Origin of the sequence: Fulvivirga sp., from assembly GCF_040220315.1 — a bacterium.
In the GTDB taxonomy this organism is placed as follows: domain Bacteria; phylum Bacteroidota; class Bacteroidia; order Cytophagales; family Cyclobacteriaceae; genus Fulvivirga.
Map to the genome: position 1 here is coordinate 1 of NZ_JAVJUY010000102.1, position 5,066 is coordinate 5,066.

4 protein-coding genes are annotated in these 5,066 nt (G+C 40.0%); all 4 read left to right on the plus strand.

Annotated elements, in window-relative coordinates; translation table 11 throughout:
• Positions 1-172 (plus strand): NifU family protein (locus RLO81_RS04725; protein WP_350107971.1); only part of this gene is annotated, 172 nt, incomplete at its 5' end.
• Positions 173-245: 73 nt separating this feature from the next.
• Positions 246-3,212: a T9SS-dependent choice-of-anchor J family protein gene (locus RLO81_RS04730; protein ID WP_350107962.1), complete on the plus strand. Its 2,967-nt coding sequence runs from the start codon at positions 246-248 to the stop codon at positions 3,210-3,212.
• 53 nt (positions 3,213-3,265) lie between these two features.
• Complete coding sequence (locus RLO81_RS04735; RefSeq protein ID WP_350107965.1) at positions 3,266-4,336, plus strand: D-alanine--D-alanine ligase family protein; 1,071 nt, start codon at positions 3,266-3,268, stop codon at positions 4,334-4,336.
• A gap of 72 nt (positions 4,337-4,408) precedes the next feature.
• A partial coding sequence (locus RLO81_RS04740; protein WP_350107968.1) for a PASTA domain-containing protein occupies positions 4,409-5,066 on the plus strand: 658 nt, incomplete at its 3' end.

Here is a 5,066-nt window from a genome sequence, read left to right on the forward strand (position 1 = left end):
GAAGTTGGAATTATTGGGCGCTTGCGGCTCTTGTCCAATGTCAACAATGACATTGAAAGCAGGTGTGGAAGAGGCTATTAAAAAGGCAGTTCCTGAAATTAAACATGTGGAAGCATTGAATATCACCTTACCGGATGATCCTAATGCCAAGCTACCAGACAATATGATGTAAAAAACATCGTTTTCACTCAATAATTCGTGAGAAGCTGAAAAAAATTAGAAATACCGAAATCATAAAGAGCCTGTTGATCGCAGGCTTTTTTTTAATGCTGTCTATTGCCTCAAAAGGTCAGGATAGATGTGGTATAGAGATGTATCAGCAGATGCTCAAAAATAAAAATAAGGTAAGCGAAACCACCGAGCATTTTGAGCAATGGATGCAAAACCGCTTGTCACAGCGCAAGAGTGAGACTAACCGTCAAGAACGCACCGAAGCCGAAGTGGTTACGGTGCCTGTCGTGGTTCACATTATACATAATGGCGAACCTATTGGCAGTGGCATAAACATCCCTGACGAGCAAATACTTTCACAGATAGAAGTGTTGAATGAAGATTTCCGCAGAACAAATGCCGATCGTGATAACACACCCACTGCTTTTCAGCCTATTGCAGCTGACATTGAAATTAACTTTGAATTAGCCAGTAGAGATCCTGAAGGGTTGACAACCACAGGGATTAACCGTGTAAATGGAGGCCGGGATTTATGGTTTTTGGCTGATAACTATGTTTTTAAAGCGTTAAGTTACTGGCCGGCAGAAGACTATTTAAATATTTGGGTAACCGACCTTGGAAATGATTTCCTTGGCTATGCACAATTCCCTGTTTCATCTTCGCTGGAGGGGCTGGAAGAAGCCAGCAACAGCCGATTAACTGATGGTGTGGTAATTGATTATCGTACTTTCGGTTCTAAACTAAAATACCCTGCTGCCAATGTGAGTACTACCTATGACCGTGGGCGAACCGCCACTCATGAAGTAGGCCATTATTTTGGTTTGCGCCATATTTGGGGCGATGGAAATTGCAACGTTGATGATTTCTGTGAAGACACACCGCTGGCACGTACGGATAATGGCGGGCTCGGTCTATGCGATTTCCCCGGTCCGAACAGTTGCAATAATGATGCCCCGGACCTTCCCGACATGTTTCAAAACTATATGGATTATACCGATGATGTGTGCATGAACCTTTTCACATCGGATCAAAAAGACAGAATGCGTGTGGTGCTTGACAATAGTCCCAGAAGAGCTTCACTAAAAAATAGTCTTGGTACAATACCACCAGTAATCGTAAGTAATGATTTAGGAATTAGAAACATCCTTTCGCCAACTATTAGCATTTGTGGCGACTCATTCGTACCAGTTATCGAAGTGCGAAATTATGGGGATAATTTGATTAACTCATACGAAATCTCTGCTTATCTGGAAGGTGTGGAAGTTGCTACCAGCACCTTTAATAACCCATTAAATTTATTAGAAATTGATACACTCGCATTTGAAGAGTTAAGCCTCACAACTATTAATCCAGGAAAATTTGAGTTGACTTTTGAAATCACCTCAGTGAATACTACGACTGACGAAAATGGGCTTAACAATTCAAGAACTGAAACACTAACGCTGCCTCCATTAGGATCCGCACCAATTGCCCTAAACTTTAATGAACCTCCGGCATCATGGTTTACTACCAATTTTGATTCACTGAGAACGTGGGAACTGGTGGCTGCCAATAATGGCGAACTGAGTAATCAGGCTTTATACATGGAGTTTTATACGTATGAAAATGAAGGTGCCATTGACCTCTTCAGTTCTCCTGTGCTGAGCTTAAAAGACCGGACTACGGCCAAACTTTCGTTTGATGTAGCTTACGCCAGATACCCTGGAGTTGATTTAGAATCGTTAACCGTTGTGATAGGCCGTCAATGTGCAAACCCACTTACTGATGCTGATACCATTTATTACAAACAAGCTACAGAGTTAAGTACAGTAGGAAATACTACCGCTAACTTTTCGCCAGACTCAGAGGCAGATTGGCGAAATGAAACCATTGATCTGGCTGAATATTTAGGGGAAGAGTCACTTCAAATTACCTTTATAGCACAAAACGCCTTTGGTAACAATTTATACATTGATAACATTAGTGTGGATGACATAGAAAACAGAATTATTTCACCATCTCCTGTATCATGTGTATCAGAACAGGAACTAATTGTTGAAGTGGTGAATGATGGAATTACTTCTGTATCTTCAGTGGACATCACTTATGCACTTGATGGTAGTAACGAAATAGCCCAAACCTTTAATTTTACCAATCCTTTGCAGCCGGGTTTTAGTGAGAACATCAATATTCCATTGCCCAATCTAGCCATTGGTAGCCACCGTCTGATTGTAGAAATACAACTCCCGAATACCTTGGAAACAGCTACTTTAATGCATGAATTTTATATTGATGAAAGCACGGACATCGCACCATTAAGGAAAGATTTTGACAATCTAGACTTCACTGAGTGGGTAGTGGTGAACCACGACCAGGGCAATGCATGGTCAACAGCTTCCAGTAACGGCAGGGATTATGCCTTTATGGAAAATGCCGGTTATATGGAAATTGGCGAACGGGATTGGCTGGTTAGTCCAACGCTGGACTTTAGTAATGCAAATGAAATTACACTCACATTTGATGTGGCCTATTCAGGAATAAACAATGAGGAAGATGGCCTGGCTTTACTTTTATCCACCAACTGCGGTGATGATTTCAATAGTGTGCTTTACAACAAAGTAGGTGATGATTTGGCTACTGGGCAATTTAACGGAAATCCACCTACACCTTCTACCTGGCGGACAGAAACAATTAATCTAAATGACTTTATTAATGTGACGGACATACGCCTGGCGTTTGTGAACACCAACAGAAATGGTAATAATATTTATATTGATGATATTGAAATTTACACCACAGAAATATTTCCCAACGCTCAATACTTTTTATTTCCTAACCCCAGCGATGGTAATTATAAATTAAGTTTTGATCTAACCCTTAGGCAACAGGTATTAGTGAGTGTTTATAATTTAAGTGGCCACGAAGTACATACCGGTACGTTAGAAAATGTACTGAATCAAACCTATGATTTTTCAATAGCCAATGAGCCAGCCGGTATTTATTTAGTAAGGCTCCAAGGGGAATCATTTTCTGCCACCGAGCGTATTATGAAGCTGAATTAATATTCATTAAGCTGTTTTTTGCGTTATATTTGAGCTAATTATCAAACCTCAGAATGGCAAAAAAATCAATCGCAATTATCTTTGGTGGTAAATCTGTAGAACACCAAATATCTATTAACTCAGCTCGTAATATTTTCGAGTATATCGATAAAACTAAATTCACGCCAATTCCTATTGGAATTTCACCAAAAGGCAACTGGTATTTAAAAACCAGCGTGGATAATACGTTTGAAGGTTGCGATCCCTTGGCCCTGATTTTGTCTACCCAAAACCCTGGATTTAAAAACCTAAATACCGATGAGGTCATCAGCCCAGACATTGTTTTCCCTGTGTTACATGGCACGGATGGGGAAGACGGAAGCATCCAGGGTCTACTTGAAGCATTTGAATTGCCCTTTGTAGGAACAGGGGTGTTAGGATCTGCACTTTCTATGAGTAAATTATATTCCAAAAAACTCCTTCAGAGTGCAAACATTCCAACCAGTAAGTTTCTTACCTATAACTATAGCGAAAAAAATACGATAGATTTTGACTACCTGAACGCCACCTTAGGTTTGCCCTTTATGGTGAAGGCCGCCAACCTGGGATCTTCGGTTGGAGTGGCCAAAGTAAATTCTAAGAATGATTTTAATAAGGCTGTTGAAGAAGCTTTCAGGTTTGATAATGTAGTATTGTTTGAAGAGTACATTTCGGGCAGGGAATTAGAATGCTCAGTAATGGGCAACAAAGAACCGATGGCATCTTTGCCGGCTGAAATCGTTATTAGCAAAGAGTATGAGTTTTATACTTACGAGGCTAAGTACTTAGATCCTAATGCGGTGGAACTTAAAGTGCCTGCCGATGTAGATGATGTGGTAGCCAAACAAATTCAGCATCTTTCACTAAGAGCCTATAATGCCCTAGGGTGCGAAGATTTTTCAAGAGTAGACCTATTTCTTAAAGACAATGGTGAAATACTTATCAATGAAATAAATACGATACCGGGCTTTACTAATTCAAGTATGTTTCCAATGATGTGGCAAGAACGTGGCATTTCTTTTACTGATTTGATTACCAAACTCATAGAGATGGCATTAACAAAACATCAGGAAAAGCAACGGGTGAGTAATGAATACCAACCATAAGGTTATTTTTTTCATCCTCAAACAAGATTTAGTTAAGTTTGACCGTTTGTTTATTAATCTAACTACAAAACTTTGAAACTACCTTTCAATATTGAACCGGATACTATAAGAGGCTTTGTAATTCAGCTGGCTGCAGCTATTGTTATACTCATAGGTTCTACCCTATTCTTCTTTTATGGATATTTGCCTTCGTATACCAACCATGGAGAGAGTATCACAGTGCCCAATTTGGAAGGAATTCAAATGGACGATCTGGAAGACTTTCTACTGAAACGAAATCTGAGGTATGAAGTAAATGACTCCAGTTATTCTGAAAAGCACCCGCCTCTCACAATTCTCAAACAATATCCAAAGCCTGGCTCAAGAGTAAAGGAAAACAGAAAAATTTTTGTTTCGGTGAACAGAGTAAAACCTCCAACTGTACCCGTCCCAGAATTGGTTGACCGTTCGTTAAGAAACGCAGAGGCTGTGTTGGCCAGCAACGAGTTAAAGCGAGGTCAAATTACGTATCGTCCTAGTCAGTTTTTAAATTTAGTATTAGAAATGAGTTGCAATGGAAAGGTTTTAAATGAAGGCGACCGCATTGACAAAGGCTCTACAATTGATTTAGTAGTGGGTAATGGCTACGCACAAAGTAATTTTCAAACACCCAGGCTTACTGGCAATACTTTTGAAGATGCTCAGTTTATCATTTTAGGTTCTAACCTGGGGCTAGGCCTCGTAACAGTTG

Excerpts from the sequence above, each read along its gene's own strand:
- RLO81_RS04735 (WP_350107965.1), top strand. The coding sequence starts at position 3,266 with ATGGCAAAAAAATCAATCGCAATTATCTTTGGTGGTAAATCTGTAGAA.